The sequence below is a fragment of the Salinarchaeum sp. Harcht-Bsk1 genome, from assembly GCF_000403645.1.
In the GTDB taxonomy this organism is placed as follows: Archaea; Halobacteriota; Halobacteria; order Halobacteriales; family Salinarchaeaceae; genus Salinarchaeum.
Map to the genome: position 1 here is coordinate 3,068,561 of NC_021313.1, position 16,966 is coordinate 3,085,526.

Here is a 16,966-nt window from a genome sequence, read left to right on the forward strand (position 1 = left end):
GTTGCAGTGGCGACGTGAAGAATCCGTGGATCCCGGTAGCGCTGCCCCATGCACAGCGGGACGGACGGCACGAAGGGGCGATCTGAGCCCATGGATATTATCCAGGGGCTTACTGCTGCAGGTGTGCCTCCAGGGCGTCTCGATAGATGGATCGGCAGCGATCGAGCACCGCTATCGAGACGCTCTCCGTCGCGGTGTGGGCCTCTCCAGACTCTGCAGGACCACAGATCACGCAGTCCGTCCCGGCCTCGGAGAGCCAGCCGGCGTCGGTCGCGTGGGGTTTGACGACGTGTTGCGCCGTGCCCGCCGCGGCGTCGTCGACGTTCGATCGCGCGGCGTCGAGCACGAGGTCCGCGAATGCCGAGTCCTCACAGCGCATCGGCGGGAGATCCTGTTCCACGACCCACTCGATTCCATCTGCCGTCGCGAGTTCGTCGAGCGCGGCTCGTTCACCGGGCACCGTTCGCTCGTCGACCGTCACGGTACAGCGATCGGGAACGACGTTCCACGCGCTTCCCCCTTCGATTTCGGTCGCGACGATGCTGCCTGACAGCGCCTCGCCCGCGACCTCGACCTCCGGCACCGAGAGGTCTCGGAGCGTGGACACGGCGTCGCAGGCGCGATAGATGGCGTTGGTTCCCTCCTCGTGGGCGCTCGCGTGGACGCTCTCACCGTGCGCGACGATCGTGCTCGCTCGACGACCCTTATGGGCGATCGCGACGTCGGTGACGCCGGGGCCCGAGTAGCCGGTCGATCCCTCCCCGACGATCGCGAGATCCGGAGCGAACCCCTCGTCGATCGCGTGGCGAGCGCCTTCGCCACCGATCTCCTCGCCGACGAAACTCGCGAACTGAATGGTCGGGCGCGCATTGCCATCCGGCTCCGGTTGCGCCTCTTCGGCATCGCGGAACGCGAGCATCGCGGCGGCGACGGCGCCTTTCATGTCGGCACTGCCGCGACCGTACAGTCTCCCGTCCCGCTCCTCGACGACGTACTCGCCATCGTCGGTGACCTGCTCGTCGTCCGGTGGCACCACGTCGTGGTGGCCGACGAGTGCCAGTGATCCGTCGCCGTCCGCGAGGTGATCGTCGCCGGCAGGGTGCCAGGCGAGGACGTTTCCGACGGCGTCGCGTTCGACGGTCGCGGTCGTCTCCTCACGGAGCCAGTCCTCGATCAGATCGCCTGCTGCGTCGGGATCATCGTGGCTCGGCGTCGCAACGAGGTCGCGAGCGAGGGCGCGGAGTTCGTCCATATCGGAGCCGGCGGCTGCCAGGGTGATAATCGATGGGGCTGCTCCCCGAGCGATCGCGGAATTCAGAGCCGTTCCAGCCGTTCGTCCTCTCGGACCTTCGGACAATCGACGACCCGGAACCGCTCCATGTCCACGAGTTCGAGGATCTCCGTCCCGTCGTGCGTGCAACGAACATCCGGTGGCGCCGAGAAGAACGGGCACTGCTCGCAGTAGCTCCGTTTCTCGACGACGCGGACGTCCTGTTGAGTTTCCTCGGGGAGTTCGGGCGGCTCGTCCTCGTCGAGTCGGTCCCAGACGACCTCCGTGTCGATCTCCGGCACGTCCTCCTCGTCGAAGAGTTCGTCCTCGGCCGGGTCGACCGCACGATCGCGACGCTCGTCGACCGAGGCAGCGAGCGAACTGAGCGGTGCGTCCGCGTCTGCACCGCCGGAACCGGGCGGGTCGTCGGAGGCGGCTCCGGATGCCGATCCGTCCCCTTCCGGGTCGTCGGGTTCAGCAGTCGGGTCGCCGGCGCGATCGGTCAGGTCGCCACCGCGGAGTCCGAACTCGTCCATCGGCGATTCCTCGCCTGGCTGTTCCGTTCCGTCGTCGCCTGCTTCCTCCACGTCTTCCTCGCCGCCGTCGTCTCCGCTCATGGCCCGTCGTCACCCGCGGCGTCCCAGTCGACGTCGGCTGGATCGGGTCGGTCTCGCTCCACGTCGGATCGGAGTTCGTCAGCGACGGGATCCTCGTCGGCTCCAGTGAGCGCCGGGCGGGCCCCGGTCTGGAACGTCGCCGATCCGAACAGCCCGCGCTTGGGCTCGAGATCGACGAACTCGGCGGCGCAGAAGGGACACTCCGGCGCCGTCAGGAGCGCAGCACGCACCGACTGCCCGCACTCGGCACAGTCCGCACTGCCGATCCCCTCGAGTGCCGCGTCCCGCTTCAATCGGTCGGCGGCGGCTCGTTCCTCGATCGTGCCCGCGAACTCCTGCACGCGCTCTCGAGTGCCGATGGTCGCTCGGGCCAGTCGGTCGGTCCGCTCCGCGAGGTCGTCGGTCGTCTCGAGGAGGTACTCGAGCACCTCCTCGAAGTTCTCGAATCCGTCGTCGATCGCGGATCCCAGCGATTCGACGCGTTCCTGGTGGGCCTCGAGGTCGCCGTCGAGGTCGTCGATGGCGCTCTGCAGTGCTTCGAGGTCGGACTCGATGGACTCGTGGTCGTGGTCTGCGGGGGCTTTCGCGTCGGTTTCGCGTTTGACCTGAATCACGCGAGACCTGACGTCCTCGAGGAGCTCCGTAAACTCCTCACGGACGGAGTCCAGTTCGCCTCGATCGATGGACTCCTCCACCGCGTCGAGATTGGTTCCGTCGCTGTCGAGCGCATGGTGTGCGGCGAGTAGTTCGCGAACGAAGTGCTCGACGTCGACGCCGTGCTCGTCGGCCGTTCGCTGGAGCCAGCGCCGGACGTCCTCGGACACCGCCAGCCCGCCGAGGTCCCCGGTGTCTTCACTCGCCATCTGGTTGTGAATCCGACTGCGAGCCATAAGTATCCGGTGGCCCGTCGGAGGGCAGATTGCCGGTCGTCCTGCCGTTTCAGCGGATCTTCCGGACGTCGCTGATGTCGAACCCGCCGTCGTGAATCTCCGTTTCGAAGCGGATGATCTCCTCTTCCTCGAGCCGCGAGAGCACGCCCCGGAACTGTTTCACGACCATCGTCCTGGCGCGTTCGCTCCCACCGGTCTCCCACTCGAAGAGGAGTGTCCCATCGGTGGCCTCCATCAACCGCCCCAGTTCGGTGTCCTCGAGCGTTTCGAGCGTGACGAGCAGCACGACCATCCCGCCCCACTTCTTCGCGGCCTTGGTCAGGCCCTTGATCAGGAGCGTGATGTCGGTCCAGTCCATCTCGCCGCTCGCGACGCTGATCAGGTCGGTGACCGAGTCGATGACGACGAGACTCCCCTCGCCCTCACGAGTGAGGTACTCGCCGATGGCGTCGAGGACGTCCCGCCGATCGTGTCGGTCGCCGAGTGCGGTGATGTCGGGCGTCGTACCAGCGTACCAGTCACTGGGCACTTGACTGAGCTGGAAGTACTCTTCCGAGAGGTCCTCGAAGGAGATCGCGTCGGTGGCTGCGTCTACCAGTTCCGCGTCCATCGTGTACTCCATCTCCTCGACGATGGCGTTGCGATCGTCGGTGAAGGAAAGGTACTGCACCGAATCTGGAAGCCGAGCCGTCCCCTCGAGGTCGCCGTAGTACAGGTCGAACAGCTCCTCGTCAGCGTGGGCGAGGCCGCTCATCGCGGCCGTGGTGTAAAGGAATTCGCGACCCCCGGCACCGACCTCGCTCGCGAGCAACACCGTGCTCCCGGTGGGTGCGCCACCGCCGATCATCGAATCCAGCCGCGAGACGCCGAAGGGGACCCGAGCCATGGCAGCCGTTCGGAGCGACCGCCGTTAGCACTTACGGCAGATCGGGGCGTGCCCGCTCGATTCGTGGTGGCTTGCTGCCAGGCGGGCCCGGTACCTCGCGGCGGGTGGCTTCGAGAAACCGTTGCGTGGTTCCACGTAGTTGTTCAGTCCCAACACTCTATACTGCTGACTGCAAACCCAGGTCCGTGACGCCGCAGTCGAGCCGTCGTCGATTCGTCAAAATCTGCGCGCTCGCCGGTGCCGGGGCCGTTGGGTCCGCATCCTCGGTCGCTGCCGACGACCGTGACGCATCTGCCAGCGTTTCGGTTCAGTCCGTCGCCAGTTCACCCCCAGCGGTGCAAGAGCAGGACGAGGATCCGGCTGCGGCGGTGGAACGGCTCGAGGACGAACTCGAGCAGCGCCGTCAGGAACGCCGCGAGCGACTCTCGACGATGCCAGAAGCGGCGAAGGAGACCGCACAGGACGTTGGAATTCAGGCGCGGTCGGGCGTCTACGTCCTCAAGGCCTCGCCTGCGAGTCTCGGAACCGCGTGGGCTGTCGACGAATCGCACCTGCTCACCGTCGCGCACACCGTCCAGTCCGCCGATCAGGAGGTCGACTGCTGGACGCTAGATGGCGAGCAGTTCTCGGCGACCGTCGTCGACCTGGTCGAGGATCGACGGCCGGACGTGGGACTGCTCGAAACGGAGCGGACGCTCTCCCCGCTCGAAACGGGGATGTCTGAGGCGCTCGACCCAGAGGACCCACTCGTTCAGGTCGGTCACCCCGGCAACTTCGGGTACTGGGTGCTGGCGGCGGGTCCCTATCTGCACCACGAGCAACAGCACTCGTTCGCCTCCGAGGTGCCGATCCTGATCGGCAATAGCGGCTCGCCCGTCCTCGGACTCGACGGGATGGTCGTGGGAATCTCGAGTTACGCGACGATCAGCCCCGAGCAGGAGGCGGCCTGGGGAGCGCCGGTTCGAAACGAGACCGTCCTGCACGAACCCGTGAGACCCGTGATTACCACCTACCACGTGCCGATCGAATCGGCGCTGGATCGCATGGAGGCGTGGACCTGACGTGACCGATCAGCACGACGTCGACGGTACTCGATCCGAAAGCGGCGAGTCCGACGCGAGCGACCACGCGGCTGGGGAGGGATCCCGAAATCGCGACCGTCCCGAGGACGATCCCGTATCGCACTCGCGTGGACTCCTGGCGAGACTCGGCGGTGCCGCCGGGATCGCATCCGTCGCGGGTTGCGTCGGTGGGGACGGTGACGACGGGGGTGACGGCGACGGACAGGACGACGGTGGCGGAGATGCCGACGGCACCGACGGTGACGGCTCTGGCGGGGACGACGGCGACGACACTGGAAGCTCGGACGGTGACGACCGAGACCCCATCGACCCCGAGCAACGCGCGATCGAGTTGCGGGCGATCCTCAAGGAGTTCGAGGGAGCGTACGACCAGTCGGTCCTGGATCGCGCCGAGGCCGTTCGCCAGCAACACACGGACAGCGTCGTGTTCGTCGATCTGCGGCCCGAGCCCGTCCCCCACCGACTCGCAACGGGCTGGTTCGTCGCGGAGAACCGGGTCGTAACGGTCAAACAGAAGCTCGCTTCGCAGCGAGGCCCGCTCGAACGCGTGACCGTTCACACCGCCGACGGTGAGGCACACGAAGCTGCGGTCGTCGAACGCCACCAGGGCGTGGAGGACCTCGCACTACTGGAACTCGACGTCCCGGGCTCGCCGATCGATCGGTCGGTCGTGGCGGAGTCGCCACCCGAGCCCAACGAACCGCTCGTGCAGATCGGCCACCACGACGAGTACGGCCACTGGGTCGCGACGGTCGGCGATTACCTCCGGACCCAGACGTTCGACGCAAACCCCGATTACATCGACGAGCACTGGAGCAACGTCCACGGCCTCCCGGGCACGGGCGGGGCACCGGTGTTCGACCTCGACGGCCGATTCGTGGGGATGACGAACGGGGCAGTCGCGCGTGAGTCACGCGGGGAGGCGCCGCCCGAGCCACTGAACGACTACGTGTACGACTGGCAGATGTCGCACCGCGAGTGGTTCAACCACCTGGACGCCCAACAGACGCTCGAGGAGATCGATCCCTGGCTATGACAGACGACACTGACGACGCGGACGACCAGAACGATTCTGCCGGTCAGGCGGACGTGCCGACCGATGCGGTCGACGACGCCCCTCGGACGCACGAGTACGTCTGGCGGTGCACTGGCTGCAAGGCGCGATACGACGAACGACCGGATCGCTGCGAGCATTGCGGTGCGACCGAGTTCACCAAGTTCCGCGACCTGTAGCGTCTCGCGGCTTCGTACCGATCCCGATCAGGCGTCCGCCTCGTCGATTTCGATCATCCCCTTGACCAGCGTCGGATCGAGCGCTCGCTCCATGGCGTCGGCGGTCTCCTCGAGTGGCGCTTCGAAGTCAACGAGGCCTGCGGCGTCGATCTGGCCGTCGGCGAGCAGCGAGATCGCCGTCGGGTACGTGTTGGCGTAGCGGAAACAGCCGGCGAGCGTCAGTTCGTCGTCGACGAGGTCGACCACGTCGAGGGAGAGCTCCGACTCGGCGCCCAATCCCACGCAGACGACGGTGCCGCCTCGTCGGACGGAATCGATGCAGTCCTGCAGGGCTGCCGGGTCGCCGGTCGCCTCGATCGCGACGTCGGGGCCGCCGTCGCCGGTTCCACCGACTGCCGACTGGACGTCGTCGGCGACGGGATCGACCGTTCTCGTCGCGCCGCGATCGGCGGCGATCTCCCGCTTGCGATCGACTGGCTCGGAGATCGTGACCTCCGTCGCGCCGAAGGCCTCGGCCACGTCCGCGGCGAGGAGGCCGATCGGCCCCGCGCCGGTCACGAGCACGCTGTCTCCCGCGCCGACGTCGCCCCGGCGGCAAGCGTGGACGCCGACGCTCACGGGCTCCGCGAGCGCGCCCTCTGTAAGACTGACCGCGTCAGGGAGCGTGAAGGCGTAGTCGGCTGGCCAGGCGACGGACTCCACGAACGCCCCGTCGTCCGGCGGCGTGGCCATGAAGGTCACGTCCGGACAGAGATTGTAGCGACCCGATCGGCAGTACTCGCACCGACGGCAGGGGACGCCAGGCTCTAGCGCGACGCGATCCCCAACGCTGTGGCTCTCGACGTCGCTCCCAACGGCAGCGACGACCCCTGCAGATTCGTGGCCGAGGACGAGCGGGGACTCCACGACGTAGTCGCCGATGCGACCGTGTTCGTAGTAGTGCAGGTCCGAGCCACAGATGCCGATCGCGCCGACGTCGACGACGACCTCGTCGGGGCCAGGCGCAGGCGCTTCGCGGTCCTCGAGTTCGATCCGATCCGGTTCGTGTAGAACTGCTGCTCTCATAGGCTGTACTTCCCTGGCCGCCAGCAAAACCCTTCGGCAGCCGGAAGGTCGCCAGCCGTGGCAGGTACGGAAGGCGAGAGAAGGAGAGAAAGATAGAGAGAAGGAGAGAAAGATAGAGAGAAGGAGAGAAAGATAGAGAGAAGGAGAGCAACGAGTACTCCCGTTCTCACCGTGACGGAAACTGGTGACTACTGCAGTGGTAAAATGCTTCAGACGAATCGAAAGCGGAATTATTATGAAGGGTAGTATGGTACGTGGTCACTATGCACCGGCGCGGGGAACGAGGGCGGTCGGGTGGCCGCCAGTACTGGGGGAGTACGTGGGAGGAGCGGCGATCACTGGCCACGTGGAGGGGATCGACGTGAGTGGCACCGATCGCGGGGCCGAACGGCGCCGTCTGCTCGCAGCCGTCCGCGACGACGCGGAGTCGGATGCGGAATCCGACGAGCGCTCATCGGCGCAAACGGGGCCATCTCCGACGACAGATGGCGGCGTGGTCACCTTGTCTGCGCCGCTCTATCACTGCACGGCGTGTGATCGAACCTACCTCGAAGAACCTATCACTTGCCTCGGCTGCGGCGAGCGTTCGTTCGAACGTCGAACGACGGAGTAGTCGTCTGCTTACTTTTCAGTCTGTCCGTCGTCGTTGCGTACGTGACCGACGTTCCGTCTCCAGCCGACGTCTTCGACGACGCAGTCGACGAGGGCAACCGCCGCCTGGAGCAGTCGCTGCTGGAACTCGCCTCCACGAGCTTCATCGCCGGGTTCACCATCGTCTTCGGAATCGTCGCGCTGGGCATCGTCGAGGGGATCGTCGAGCCCGAGTTCGGCGACCTCGCGAAGCTCGCCGGCGCGCTCGCCTTCGGCCCCGGCCTGGTCTTTGTGGTCGTCGGTCGAACGGAACTGTTCAACGAGAACTTCTTCGATCCGACCGCCGCAGCAGTCGACGACGCCAGTGGCTGGCTGGTCCGGCCACTGCTCCGATTGTGGACGCTCACCTTCGTGTTCAATCTCGCAGGTGGGTGCCTGATCGCTCTCATCTTCGCAGTCGACGGCGCTCTCCCACCCGGGGCAGCCGAGACGCTCACCCAGTTCGCGACGGAAACCGCAGCACGAGGCGCAGAGACGTGGTTTGCCCGGGGGATCGCCGGTGGAGCACTCATCACCCTCCTGTCGTACCTGCTGTTGGCCGTCGATACCGCCGGCAGCCGGATCGCGCTCGCGTACGTCGTGGGGTTCTTCCTCGCGCTCGGTCCGTTCGACCACGTCGTGGTCACGGTCCTCCACGTCTTCTTCGGGCTGCTCTTCGGAGCCGAGATCGGTCTCGGCAGACTCGCGTACATGACGGCAGTCGTCACGGCGGGGAACCTCGTCGGGGGACTCGGGCTGGTGACGTTCTCGCACGTCACGCAGATTTACGGGGCACGAGACGAGGACCAGTCGTAGCCCCAGCGCGGACTCCTCGGTGTGTCGTCGCGGTTCGTTGCTGGAGAAGTGGGCCACCGGAGGACTTCGTCCTCCGAGCCTCTCCTCGCTACGCTCGCGTAGACGGCGTGAACTTGTATCGCCCCGGAGCGAAGCTCCGCGACCCCTCGTTCGCTTCGCTCACGAGGACGCGGTTACGGCCACCCGAAGGCCGTCGCTCAGCGGTGAGAGATGCGGGAAGTGGGCCGGCGCGAATTTGAATCGCGGTTACGGCCACCCGAAGGCCGAAGGATACCAAGCTACCCCACCGGCCCGCACGTGGACGAAGCAGTCGTCGGCCTTTAACGATTCCGGAGTGCGGCGGCGACCGCCCTGTTCGGCAGCGGTCAATACCGCTGGAACCCGTCGGTGTCGAGCCAGTTGTGGGCGACCGTGATCGCCTGATCGCCGTGGAGGGCGATCGGTCCGAGCGAGAGCCGCTTCGCGTTTCGGTCTTCGAGGATCCCCCGTTCGTCTTCCGTGAAGTCGTTGTGGTCCGAGAGGACGAAGACGGGACGTTCGGGGGTATCAGCGGCGCCTGCGGCCTCGCCGTCGGCCTCGAGCACGACGAGGGCGCCGTCGGGGACGATCGCATCGAGCGTGGCCTGGAATCCCCGCCGGCGGAGTTCGACGCCGGGCGAAGATTCGACTGGCTGGTGGCCGATCGCTTCCGCCCGTTCTTCGAGGGCGCCACGCAGCAGGGCCGCGGTCGAGCGCTCGTCGGGATTGAGTCGCCGCACGTGAGCGCCGTCGACGGTGATCGTCACCTCGTCGTCGATCACGACGTGCACGCGAGTGTCCTCGCGGATGCCGTGTGATGTCAGGAGTGTAGCAGTGACGGCCCGGCAGAGCACGTCGAACCGGCCGGCGCCCGGGAGGTCGTCGAGCGATATCTCGGCGTCGGTCGTGACCTCGTGACCGACGACGACGAACTGACGCATAGCAGACGCGAGCGGCGGAGTGCTCAAAGCCCCGTCGAATCGACGATGTCCGTCAGTATCCACCCGCTCCCCGGGCTGCCGTTCCGCAAGGTACTACCGCGACGACGGCGCTCCCAGAACTATGGACGTCGTCGCCGCGGCCCGTCGATTGCTCGAGAGCGGGCCGGTTTGCGATTCCTGTCTCGGACGCCCGTTTGCGGATCGGAGCTTCGGGCTCACGAACGAGCAGCGTGGCCGATCGCTGCGCACCGCCGTTGCGCTCGCCGACGACGCGGACTTCGAATCCGGGCCCACAGCGGACTGCTGGGTCTGTGAAGGACACTGCGCCGAGCACGACGCGTGGGCCGAGCGGGTCGTCGACGCGGCCGCCGACTACGACTTCGACACGTATCAGGTCGGGACCCGAACGCCGCCGCTGATCGAGGAGAACGATCGGCTCCTGCGGGAGGAGGCTGGCCTCGACCCCGACGCTGGCGAAGCGTTCAAATCCGCGTTCAACCGCGAGGTCGGGAAGCGATTCGGGAGGGAAGCTGGCGCGGAAGTCGACTTCGACCGGCCGGACGTTCTCGCGCTACTCAACCTCGAACGGGGCGACGTCGACGTGCAAGTCAATCCCGCGTTCGTCTACGGCCGCTACCGGAAACTCGAACGCGACGTGCCACAGACGGAGTGGCCCTGCAGGGAGTGCGGTGGTTCCGGCAAGCAGCTCGGTGAGGACGGGGAGGAAGACTGCGAGTACTGCGACGGGACCGGATACATGTACCCGACGAGCGTCGAGCAGGAGATCGCTCCTCTCGTTCGCGACGCGATGGAGGGCGAGGAGGCGCTCTTCCACGGTGCGGGGCGTGAAGACGTCGACGCGTTGATGCTCGGGACCGGACGGCCGTTCGTCGTCGAAGTAAAACGACCCCACCGTCGCTCCCCAGACGTCGAAGCGCTCGAAGCCGAAATCAACGACGCGGCCGCGGGACGTGTGGAGGTCGAGGGCCTCCGTCTCGCGACGTACGAGATGGTCGAGCGCGTGAAGGAACTCGACGCCAGTAAGCGATACCGGGCGTACGTCGCAACCGAAGCGCCACTCGACGATGCGAGCTTCGCCGACGCCCTGGCCGAACTCGACGGCGAGACCGTCGAGCAGTACACGCCCGAACGCGTCGACCACCGCCGCGCGAGCACGACGAGGACCCGAACCGTCTACGAGATCGACGGCGAGTTACACGATTCCGCTGGGAGCGACGGTGGGGCCGTCGCTCCGGACGCCGTGATCGCCAGTCGGTACGAGGACGAACTCGATCTCGACGCGATCGAACGGACCGGGACCGTCGAAATACACGGCGAGGGCGGCCTCTACGTCAAAGAGCTGATCAGCGGAGACGAGGGACGGACCGAACCGAGTCTCGCCGGACTGCTCGACGTTCCGATCACCGTTACCGCGCTCGACGTGTTGGCCGTCGAGGGCGAGGAAGAGTCCTTCGAGGACGAGGCGTACTTCCGAGACTGATCGGGATCGTCGAGGGTCCGTCCCTGCGTAGAGGATCAGGCTGCAGAACCGTCCGCGTCTGGGGTCGTCTCGACCTCGAGGTAGGTCCGCGACACGGCAGGGTTCGCCTCTTCGATCGCCGTCCGAATCGCTTCCATGCGGTCGTCGATTTCGGCCGTCGCGAGGCCACGCTCGAAGGCCACGTCACCCGTCACGATCACGTTGCCAGGGCCGAAGTAAACCGTCCGGAAGTCGGTGATGTCGGCGATTCCGTCGGTTTCGCGGACGATCTTCCGGAGTTCGTCCTCGTCGTCGGGCTGCAGGCTCTCGCCGATGAGGAGCCGCTTGTTCTCCCAGGCGAGTGCGATCGCGAAGCCCATCAGCATGAGCCCGATGAGCAACGCCGTCGCGGCGTCGTACACCGGGTTCCCAGTGAACCGCGAGAGGAAGATCCCCAGCAGTGCGAGCGCGAGTCCACTCAAGGCGATCGTGTCCTCGGTCAGCGCCGTCAGAATCGTCGTCTGGGAGGTCTTGCGGAACGCCTCGACGTACCCGTCGTATCCATGCCTCTCCATCTCATTCTTCATGCCCGCGCGGGCTTTCATGAGCGCGTAGCCCTCGAAGACCATCGCTGCCAGCAGGATTCCGTAGTTCACGTAGACGCCCTGGAGGGTGAGATCGATCAACGGGATGGTCTGAGTGCCCTCGACGACGCTGGTCTCGCCGTGTCGAATCGCTTCGTAGCCGTGCTTGGCGCTCTCCCACCCGGCGATGCCGAACAGGAAGACGGAGACGAGGAAGGAGTAGAAGAACTCCGCCTTTCCGTAGCCAAAGGGGTGCTGCTCGTCTGCTTCCTTCCGGCCGTAGAAGATACCGACTAGGAGGAAGACCTGGTTGCCCGTATCGGAGATGGAGTGATACGTCTCGGCGAGCATCGACGGACTCCCGGTGAGCAGGAATCCCCCGAACTTCAGTGCAGCAATCGCTCCGTTCGCGACGAGCGCAGCGAGGACGACGGAGACGCTCGAGGCCATTACTGGAGGGTGCGCGGACTGCCCCTTTATTCCTGACGGGATGGGGTGGCTCCGAAATTGCCGGCCGTAGCCCAGTCCTGCGGATCGCTTGACCAGCGGAAGGAGGGAAGCAGGCTACTGGGAATCAGGCACCAGGGGGCTGCAGGTCGCGCTCGAATTCGTCGAATATCGGCCGATCGTCGGACACGTCGTGCTCGATGATCCGGTCCTCGCGATCGGTCTCTTGCGAATCCTCCAGGGGCGCTGCGACGGGCTCCCACCCGGGTTTGACGCGAACGCTCTTGGCCGGTGATCCGACCGCGATGTGGTGGGCCGGAATGTCCGACGTGACCGAGGACTTCGCACCGACGAGTGCGTTCTCTCCGATCTTGCAGCCGGCCCGGACCATCGTGTCGTAGGTGAGACGTACGTCGTCCTCGACGATCGTGTGGTAGTTCGTGATCTCGGTCTGGTCGACCACGTCGTGATCGTGGCTGTAGACGTGGGCGTTGTCGGAGATCGAGACCCGGTCGCCGATCGTCAGTTTGCCGCGGTCGTCGAGGTGGACGTCGTCGTGAACGACGACGTTGTCACCGACCTCGATGTTGTGGCCGTAGGTGAAGGTGATGTTCTTGAAGAACCGGCAGTCGTCGCCACACTCCGCGAACAGGTGTTGCGCGAGCATGCTTCGAAAGCGGAGCGCGAACTCGACGTTGTCCGCGAGCGGCGTCGCGTCGAACTGCCGCCAGAGCCACTGGAGGTACTTCGATTCCCGGAACGTCTCCTCGTCCTTCTCCGCGTAGTACTCGCTCTCGAGCGTCGCGTTGCACGGATCGTAGCTCTGGAGCCGCACGCGCTCCGCTGGCGAAACGTCTCCGCCGTCCTGCCACCGCTCGTAGGCCTCCCGATCGCCGAAGAGGTCGACGAGGACGTCGGTGACGACGCGACACGTGTCCTCGTCGGACGCGAGTCGCTCGTCGACCTCGTCGATGAACGCCCTGACGCCCGCCTCCGCGTCGGCCGGGAGGCTGACGTGACGTTTCGTCATGTCCGTTAGATTGCGCGGGCCTGTTCATATGGGTTTCCGTCGAGGAATTGCCCGCCGTCGCCGCGATAGCAGGTCGGATTCACCCCGAACGATTCGCCCCATGGATTTGCCCCATGGCCAGCCTCAGCGTGAGTTCCGCCAGCCGACGATTCGAAGACTCACTCCAAGGTCCCCCAATCGCAGGGGTGCGCGACCGTGCCTTTCGCGTGGCCTAAGTACGCGGACGCCAATGACCACCTATGCGATACCGGGAACTCGGCGACACCGGCCTCGAGGTCAGCGAGGTCGCATTCGGCGCCTGGGTAGTGGGAACCGACTGGTGGGGCGACCGAACGCACCAGGACGACCTCGACCTGATCGAGACGGCCCTCGACGCGGGAATCAACTTCTTCGACACCGGCGACGTGTACGGGCACGGCGACAGCGAAGCGATCGTCGGCGAGGCGCTCGCCGACCACCGCGACGACGTCGTCGTCTCCACGAAGGTCGGCTACGACTTCTACAACAATCCGCAGGCCGGGCACGGCGAACTGCCGAAGAAGATCGAACCTGACTGGGTCGAGACCGCACTCGATCGCTCGCTCGAGCGACTCGACTTCGAGTACGTCGACCTGCTGATGCTTCACAACGCGAACGCCGACGAGGTCGATGCCGACGTCCTCGAGACGCTCGACCGACTCCAGGAGTCCGGCCGCGTGGAGTCCGTCGGCTGGGCGCTCGGCCCCTCGATCGGCTGGCTGGCGGAAGGTGAGGCCGCCGCGGAGGCCGACGTCGACGCACTCCAGACGGTCTTCAACCTCTTCGAACAGGAACCCGGCCAGCACTTCCTCGAACAGATCGACGCCCACGACGCCTCGACCAGCCTCCTGCCGCGGGTCCCACACTCCTCGGGCCTCCTCAACGAGCAGGTCACCCCCGACACCGAACTCGGCGAGGGCGACCACCGGGCGCACCGACCCGACGAGTGGTACGAGACCGGCTGGGAGAAGGTCGAGCAGATCAGGTTCCTCGAACGAGACGGCGATCGGACGCTCGCGCAGGCCTCGATCCAGTGGCTCCTCTACCACGACGCCGTCGCGAGCGTCACGCCGACCTTCCGCTCCGCGGAGGACGTCGAAGCCTGGGCCGCGGCGTCGGAGGTGCCCCCGCTCAGCGACGAGGAGTACGAACGCGTCCAGGATCTCTACGCCGAGAATTTCGCCATCGATCGCGACGACGGCATGGACGCACTCCGCACCTCGGTCGATGGCGAGGATATCGAAGCTGCTGGCCTCGACAAGGAACCGGCGGCGTACTGACGCACTAGCGATCGCTCACGCCCGTCCGCACTCGTCCGTTTGGCCGCCCCTTCCTCGCAGTTCCCCATTTCCGACGGTGCTGTCGTCGACAGTTCGCTCGCTTCTGATTCCCCGGGTTCTCTCTATTCATCTCTCTTTGCCTGTCTGTCCCTCTTCTCCATCTCTCTGTCTCTTTATCCATCTCTCCCGATCGCCCGGTTGCCGACGAGGGGTGTATCGTCAAGCCTTGCCGAAACGTCGTGGATCGTCGAACTGCTGGTTCCTGTGGAAACCGCACGGCTGCGCTCCTCCGCCTGGCCCCGAGATCACTTTCACTTCGAGGTGACGGAACTCGTTTCGCGGTGGGACGACTCGGGTCGTGGGAGAACGATTCGGTCCGGGCCGGGGATATCGTATCGCCCTAGAGGGAACTACCAGCTACGGGAGGGGAACTCGAAAAAGGTCGACGCGCTCAGATCGATTCGGCGGCGAGCTGTTCCTCCTCGGCGTAGGCTTCGCGACAGGTCGCCGAGCAGAAGGTCACGAGTTCCCCGTCGATTCGTGCGGACTCGCCCTGACTGGTCACTTCGTCGCCACAGACTGCACAGTTGAGCGCGAATGCGGTACCAGAGACCTCTGGAGTCCACTCCTCTTCGGTGAGGAGACGGACGTCGATGGACTTCACGTCGTCCATCGCGACGCTCTCCGCGAGAACGTCGTGGACGGAGTCTTCCGGAACGGTCGCGTGGGCGACGACGGAGCCGTCCGCCGTCGCGTACACGTGCTCCACGACGTTCTGGTCGGCGAGGTCGGCTGCGACGGTCTCTGTGGCACCAGGTTCCGTATCGACGTCGATGAGGACCTGAATCCCCGCGTCGATCGTGGATCGGTCGATGTCGAGCGTGAACCGGCGGATGACGCCGAGTTGCTCGAGACGGTCGATTCGGTCCGAAACGGTCGGTGGTGAGACACCTACTTTGTCAGCGATCTCACTGTACGGGCGCCGAGCGTTGGCGACGAGGAGCCGGAGAATCTCCAGGTCCGTGTCGTCGAGCTGGGGCATATCGCCTTGTACCGAGGGTTGGCATATACCGTTTTCGACATCCGGCGATTTATTTTGATTTTCAGTAAGTAATTAGGAATGAATAACACTCGGACCCAAATTCGGATCAAATCACGAACTAAAACAATGAATGCGGCGTGTATTGAACGAGCGTCGTCTCGGTCAGCGTTATTTTCAGTGAGAATTACGGTTGGATCTGTGGTCGTCGTGCGCTCGTCAGACGACGGACGAGGAATCTCGATCCGTCAGTTCACTGGCCCGCATTCTCCCCGTGAGCGACGCCGTCCCTGGCGTCGGCTTCCAGTCGCCGAATCGCCGCTCGTGCGTTCGAAGCGTCGTACCCGAAGTAGACGGCGTCAGCGGCGGCCTGAGCGACCTCGGTGGCGTGGATGAGCGGGTCGATCTCGACGTCGACGGCGTAGAGTTCGATCGCGAGGTCGGCGTCCGAGATCCGATCCGCGAAGCCGTTCGCGATCGCTTCGAGCCAGTAGGTCGTGCCGTAGGCCGTGTCGTACAGCGGCACGACGAACTCGTCGACGAGTGGCTCGAGCGCTTCGACGTCGATCCCGGAGCGTTCGAAGAGATGTCCGGGATAGGGATCGGGATAGAGCGTCAGGTAGGTGCGGCCGGGGATCCGGTCCACCGCATCCGCGACGAAATCGCTAATGACCGCCGCACGCCAGTCCTGCCACTCGTCGTGGTCGCTCTGGGCGAACTGATCCCGACAGGTTTCACAGCGACAGTAGCCGGCGCGCGGGAACCCGACGTCGTCGAGGCGAACGTCCGGCTGGACCGCTACGCAATCCTCGATCGTTGCCAGCACTCCGGCCCGGTAGTCTTCGCGCGTGGGACAGACGTAGGACCAGTCAAAGTACTGCTGGTCGCGCGTGGCCGGCGTCCCGTCCGCGTCGACGGCCGCGAGGTCCGGCTCTGCTTCGACTGCAGCGGTGTCCCCGAAGCAGGAAACCATGTTCACGGCGGACTCGATCGGTTCGGCGCCGCGACCGGTGACGTCCTTGACCTCGTAGAACGCGTGGTCGAACTCGGCCCACTCCGTCTCTGGCTCGTTGCGCGTGACGACGCCGTACATACGGGGGGTAGGATCCAGGAGCCTGTTAAACGCGCCGCTCACAGACCGGGTTCGTCCTTCTCTGGCCGTTCGAACGAGTCGTCGGAGGGTGGAGGAGTCTGCCGGTCGATCGGGCGAGTGCGTTCGGGACTACTCCGCTTCGTACTCGACCTCGACGGCCGAATCGCTGGAGAGGAGTTTGTACGCGATGACGACGAGGGCGACGAGGGCGATGACCTTCAGAGCACGGGACATACTGTCGCGTAGGCAATCGAAGCGTAAATGGATACCGCCTGGTCCGCTCGTTGGCTGGACTCTCCCTCTCGGGGGTTCGGCGTCCGCCCGCCAGCAATCTGGCTGAGCGGTCTTCCGCCCCCGATCCGATACCGCGGCCACGAACAGCACGGATTCGTCGATCGTTCGATTTCTCCGCACCTGTGCATCCGATCGTGGACGCATGAAAGGAAATCGACGTGGACCGTGTGGCCGTGCCTCACGCAATCCTTATGCTCCAACCTGAACGTTAATGATATATGGACGTCGCCAGTCCACTCCGAGCCGGCACCGC

Annotated in this window: 16 protein-coding genes and 1 tRNA gene; 6 read left to right on the top strand and 11 right to left on the bottom strand. The window is 65.5% G+C overall.

The annotated features are described in order from the left end of the window. Nucleotides 1-109: 109 nt before the first annotated feature. The 4 genes from L593_RS14280 to L593_RS14295 form a co-directional block, all read right to left on the bottom strand. Nucleotides 110-1,252 (bottom strand): M20 family metallopeptidase, encoded by a 1,143-nt coding sequence (locus tag L593_RS14280; protein ID WP_020447683.1) that lies wholly within the window; start codon nucleotides 1,250-1,252, stop codon nucleotides 110-112. A 62-nt stretch (nucleotides 1,253-1,314) separates the two neighbouring features. Next, nucleotides 1,315-1,887: a hypothetical protein gene (locus L593_RS14285; protein ID WP_020447684.1), complete on the bottom strand. Its 573-nt coding sequence runs from the start codon at nucleotides 1,885-1,887 to the stop codon at nucleotides 1,315-1,317. Beyond that, nucleotides 1,884-2,750 carry a hypothetical protein gene (locus L593_RS14290; RefSeq protein ID WP_020447685.1) on the bottom strand — a complete coding sequence of 289 codons (867 nt, stop codon included), beginning with the start codon at nucleotides 2,748-2,750 and terminating at the stop codon, nucleotides 1,884-1,886. Before L593_RS14290 ends, L593_RS14285 begins: the two co-directional genes overlap by 4 nt. 76 nt (nucleotides 2,751-2,826) lie before the next feature. Next, on the bottom strand, nucleotides 2,827-3,663 hold the full coding sequence (locus tag L593_RS14295; RefSeq protein ID WP_020447686.1) for a RecA superfamily ATPase: 837 nt from the start codon (nucleotides 3,661-3,663) through the stop codon (nucleotides 2,827-2,829). Nucleotides 3,664-3,998: 335 nt separating this feature from the next. On the opposite strand from L593_RS14295, the gene L593_RS14300 reads away from it, so the two are divergent. Genes L593_RS14300 through L593_RS14310 form a run of 3 tightly spaced genes read left to right on the top strand, consistent with a single transcriptional unit; the run spans nucleotide 3,999 to nucleotide 5,978 of the window. Next, the gene (locus L593_RS14300) at nucleotides 3,999-4,724 is read left to right on the top strand and encodes a serine protease (protein ID WP_020447687.1); all 726 of its coding nucleotides are present in this window, start codon (nucleotides 3,999-4,001) and stop codon (nucleotides 4,722-4,724) included. Nucleotide 4,725: 1 nt separating this feature from the next. Further along, the gene (locus tag L593_RS14305; protein WP_020447688.1) at nucleotides 4,726-5,781 is read left to right on the top strand and encodes a serine protease; all 1,056 of its coding nucleotides are present in this window, start codon (nucleotides 4,726-4,728) and stop codon (nucleotides 5,779-5,781) included. Beyond that, a complete protein-coding gene (locus L593_RS14310) occupies nucleotides 5,778-5,978 on the top strand; it encodes a hypothetical protein (RefSeq protein WP_020447689.1) in 201 nt (66 codons plus the stop codon). Before L593_RS14305 ends, L593_RS14310 begins: the two co-directional genes overlap by 4 nt. Before the next feature lie 27 nt (nucleotides 5,979-6,005). On the opposite strand, the gene L593_RS14315 is transcribed toward L593_RS14310, so the two are convergent. After that, the gene (locus L593_RS14315) at nucleotides 6,006-7,043 is read right to left on the bottom strand and encodes an NAD(P)-dependent alcohol dehydrogenase (protein WP_020447690.1); all 1,038 of its coding nucleotides are present in this window, start codon (nucleotides 7,041-7,043) and stop codon (nucleotides 6,006-6,008) included. A gap of 654 nt (nucleotides 7,044-7,697) precedes the next feature. Here L593_RS14315 and L593_RS14325 point away from each other — a divergent pair. Further along, the gene (locus tag L593_RS14325) at nucleotides 7,698-8,489 is read left to right on the top strand and encodes a formate/nitrite transporter family protein (RefSeq protein ID WP_020447692.1); all 792 of its coding nucleotides are present in this window, start codon (nucleotides 7,698-7,700) and stop codon (nucleotides 8,487-8,489) included. A gap of 220 nt (nucleotides 8,490-8,709) precedes the next feature. Here L593_RS14325 and L593_RS14330 read toward each other — a convergent pair. After that, nucleotides 8,710-8,782: transfer RNA gene (locus L593_RS14330), tRNA-Pro, on the bottom strand. A 72-nt stretch (nucleotides 8,783-8,854) separates the two neighbouring features. Next, nucleotides 8,855-9,448 (bottom strand): tRNA (pseudouridine(54)-N(1))-methyltransferase TrmY, encoded by a 594-nt coding sequence (trmY, locus tag L593_RS14335; RefSeq protein ID WP_020447693.1) that lies wholly within the window; start codon nucleotides 9,446-9,448, stop codon nucleotides 8,855-8,857. 121 nt (nucleotides 9,449-9,569) lie between these two features. On the opposite strand from trmY, the gene L593_RS14340 reads away from it, so the two are divergent. Continuing rightward, entirely contained in the window at nucleotides 9,570-10,949 is a 1,380-nt protein-coding gene (locus L593_RS14340) for a tRNA pseudouridine(54/55) synthase Pus10 (protein WP_020447694.1), read from the top strand. A 35-nt stretch (nucleotides 10,950-10,984) separates the two neighbouring features. On the opposite strand, the gene L593_RS14345 is transcribed toward L593_RS14340, so the two are convergent. Together L593_RS14345 and L593_RS14350 are read right to left on the bottom strand one after the other, a co-directional pair. Continuing rightward, nucleotides 10,985-11,962: a cation diffusion facilitator family transporter gene (locus L593_RS14345; RefSeq protein ID WP_020447695.1), complete on the bottom strand. Its 978-nt coding sequence runs from the start codon at nucleotides 11,960-11,962 to the stop codon at nucleotides 10,985-10,987. 124 nt (nucleotides 11,963-12,086) lie between these two features. After that, on the bottom strand, nucleotides 12,087-12,989 hold the full coding sequence (locus L593_RS14350) for an acyltransferase (RefSeq protein WP_020447696.1): 903 nt from the start codon (nucleotides 12,987-12,989) through the stop codon (nucleotides 12,087-12,089). Nucleotides 12,990-13,228: 239 nt separating this feature from the next. Between L593_RS14350 and L593_RS14355 the strand changes: the two genes are divergently transcribed. Next, nucleotides 13,229-14,287: an aldo/keto reductase gene (locus tag L593_RS14355; RefSeq protein WP_020447697.1), complete on the top strand. Its 1,059-nt coding sequence runs from the start codon at nucleotides 13,229-13,231 to the stop codon at nucleotides 14,285-14,287. 451 nt (nucleotides 14,288-14,738) lie between these two features. Here L593_RS14355 and L593_RS14360 read toward each other — a convergent pair whose 3' ends face one another. Beyond that, nucleotides 14,739-15,329, bottom strand: a complete 591-nt coding sequence (locus L593_RS14360) for an Lrp/AsnC family transcriptional regulator (protein ID WP_020447698.1) — start codon at nucleotides 15,327-15,329, stop codon at nucleotides 14,739-14,741. Nucleotides 15,330-15,579: 250 nt separating this feature from the next. Further along, entirely contained in the window at nucleotides 15,580-16,419 is an 840-nt protein-coding gene (locus L593_RS14365; protein WP_020447699.1) for a hypothetical protein, read from the bottom strand. Nucleotides 16,420-16,966 lie beyond the last annotated feature (547 nt).

Excerpts from the sequence above, each read along its gene's own strand:
- L593_RS14360 (WP_020447698.1), bottom strand. The coding sequence starts at position 15,329 with ATGCCCCAGCTCGACGACACGGACCTGGAGATTCTCCGGCTCCTCGTC.
- L593_RS14295 (WP_020447686.1), bottom strand. The coding sequence starts at position 3,663 with ATGGCTCGGGTCCCCTTCGGCGTCTCGCGGCTGGATTCGATGATCGGC.
- L593_RS14365 (WP_020447699.1), bottom strand. The coding sequence starts at position 16,419 with ATGTACGGCGTCGTCACGCGCAACGAGCCAGAGACGGAGTGGGCCGAG.
- L593_RS14280 (WP_020447683.1), bottom strand. The coding sequence starts at position 1,252 with ATGGACGAACTCCGCGCCCTCGCTCGCGACCTCGTTGCGACGCCGAGC.
- L593_RS14310 (WP_020447689.1), top strand. The coding sequence starts at position 5,778 with ATGACAGACGACACTGACGACGCGGACGACCAGAACGATTCTGCCGGT.
- L593_RS14350 (WP_020447696.1), bottom strand. The coding sequence starts at position 12,989 with ATGACGAAACGTCACGTCAGCCTCCCGGCCGACGCGGAGGCGGGCGTC.
- trmY (WP_020447693.1), bottom strand. The coding sequence starts at position 9,448 with ATGCGTCAGTTCGTCGTCGTCGGTCACGAGGTCACGACCGACGCCGAG.
- L593_RS14290 (WP_020447685.1), bottom strand. The coding sequence starts at position 2,750 with ATGGCGAGTGAAGACACCGGGGACCTCGGCGGGCTGGCGGTGTCCGAG.
- L593_RS14285 (WP_020447684.1), bottom strand. The coding sequence starts at position 1,887 with ATGAGCGGAGACGACGGCGGCGAGGAAGACGTGGAGGAAGCAGGCGAC.
- L593_RS14355 (WP_020447697.1), top strand. The coding sequence starts at position 13,229 with ATGCGATACCGGGAACTCGGCGACACCGGCCTCGAGGTCAGCGAGGTC.
- L593_RS14340 (WP_020447694.1), top strand. The coding sequence starts at position 9,570 with ATGGACGTCGTCGCCGCGGCCCGTCGATTGCTCGAGAGCGGGCCGGTT.
- L593_RS14345 (WP_020447695.1), bottom strand. The coding sequence starts at position 11,962 with ATGGCCTCGAGCGTCTCCGTCGTCCTCGCTGCGCTCGTCGCGAACGGA.
- L593_RS14315 (WP_020447690.1), bottom strand. The coding sequence starts at position 7,043 with ATGAGAGCAGCAGTTCTACACGAACCGGATCGGATCGAACTCGAGGAC.